Here is a 1,753-nt window from a genome sequence, read left to right as displayed (position 1 = left end):
GGCCAAATGCTGGACGGATGCGTCTTGCGCGACCGCCGGCTCGGGCGACGGCTTTATGTCCAAACCGGAGGTCTGCGCAATGGTGGATAAAAGTGTCGCACCAAGATCAATGGCCTGGGATATTTTGAATTCACGCGTACCGGTATAGACATACTAAGTATCGCGATGATGTTCTCGCGGCCGGGCGTGGGAACGGATGCCTCGGGCCGGAGGATCCCGCCGCGCCGACGGTGCTCGAACCTCAGGGATCAAGCATCCGAGGGCCGGCCCGGTCCTCGCGCGAGGCATTCGCGGCGCGCGGCCGGCGGGCGCATCTCCGGGACACAGTCGCTTCGCGCGACGCCGGTGCCGACGGACAGTCTTGCGGTGCCGACAGGCGCGCTCGGCGGCAGGGTTCGCTCAGCGGAAGGTCTTGCGCGGATCGAACGCGTCGCGCACCGCCTCGCCGGCGAAGACCAGCAGGCTCAGCATCGCGGCGATCACCAGGAAGCCGGACAGGCCGAGCCAGGGCGCGGTGAGGTTGTCCTTGCCCTGGGCCAGCAGCTCGCCGAGCGAGGGCGAGCCGGGCGGCAGGCCGAAGCCGAGGAAGTCGAGCGAGGTCAGGGTGGTGATCGAGCCGTTGAGGATGAACGGCAGGAAGGTCAGCGTCGCCACCATGGCGTTGGGCAGCAGGTGCACCGTCATGATGCGGACGTTCGACAGGCCGAGCGCGCGGGCCGCCCGCACGTACTCGAAGTTGCGGGCGCGCAGGAACTCGGCGCGCACCACGCTGACCAGCGCCACCCACGAGAACAGCAGCATGATCCCGAGCAGCACGAAGAAGCCCGGCGCGATGAAGGCCGAGATGATGATGATCAGGTAGAGGGTCGGGATGCCGCCCCAGACCTCGATGAAGCGCTGGAACGACAGGTCGACCCAGCCGCCGAAATAGCCCTGCACCGCGCCGGCGACCACGCCGATCAGCGAGGAGACGGCGGCCAGGATCAGCCCGAACAGCACCGAGATGCGGAAGCCGTAGATCACGCGGGCGAGCACGTCGCGCGTGGTGTTGTCGGTGCCGAGCCAGTGCCAGGGAATGCTGGCGCAGCCCTTCCCCGGCACCGTCTCGGCGGCGTGGCACTGCGCGTCGGTGAGCATCCAGGTCGGCGGCGAGGGCGAGGGCGTCGGCAGCCCGTCGTTGATGGTGTCGTAGGAGAACGGGATCGGCGGCCAGATCGCCCAGCCGTTCTCGGCGATCTCCCTGGCGATCTCGGGGGTGCGGTAGTCGGTCCGCGCCAGGAAGCCGCCGAACTTCTCCTCCGGGTAGTCGATCAGCACCGGGAACAGCCACTCGCCCTTGTAGGAGGCGACGATCGGCCGGTCGTTGGCCAGGATCTCGGCGAACAGGCTGACGACGAACAGCGCCAGGAAGATCAGGAACGAGACGTAGCCGAGCCGGTTGCGGCGGAAGTTCTCGAGCCGGCGCCGGTTGAGCGGCGACAGCCCGCCGCGGCGGGGCGCGAGCGGCCGCGCCTCGGGCAGGCCCTCGCTCGGCCGCAGCACGATCGGCTGCGCCCCGGGCATCGGCGCGGGCACGGCGTCGCCCTCGGGGGGCCGGGCGATCTCGTTCATCGCGGGCTGCTCCGCAAGTGGGGCGCGAAGTGGGTCGTAGGGTGCGCGCGATTTCCCTCCCCCCGACGGATCTCGGGCTTGCCCGAGATCCGCACCCCGTGTGCCCCAGTCGGGCAGGCCCGACTGGGGTGCGGGGCAGGGG

1 protein-coding gene is annotated in these 1,753 nt (G+C 69.6%); it reads right to left on the bottom strand.

Annotated elements, in window-relative coordinates; genetic code table 11:
* Positions 1-399: 399 nt before the first annotated feature.
* On the bottom strand, positions 400-1,611 hold the full coding sequence (locus tag FV223_RS26725) for an ABC transporter permease (RefSeq protein WP_147729747.1): 1,212 nt from the start codon (positions 1,609-1,611) through the stop codon (positions 400-402).
* Positions 1,612-1,753: the final 142 nt, after the last annotated feature.

The organism is Methylobacterium sp. WL116, assembly GCF_008039455.1.
GTDB lineage: Bacteria > Pseudomonadota > Alphaproteobacteria > Rhizobiales > Beijerinckiaceae > Methylobacterium.
This window is presented reverse-complemented; position numbering and strand designations above follow the sequence as displayed.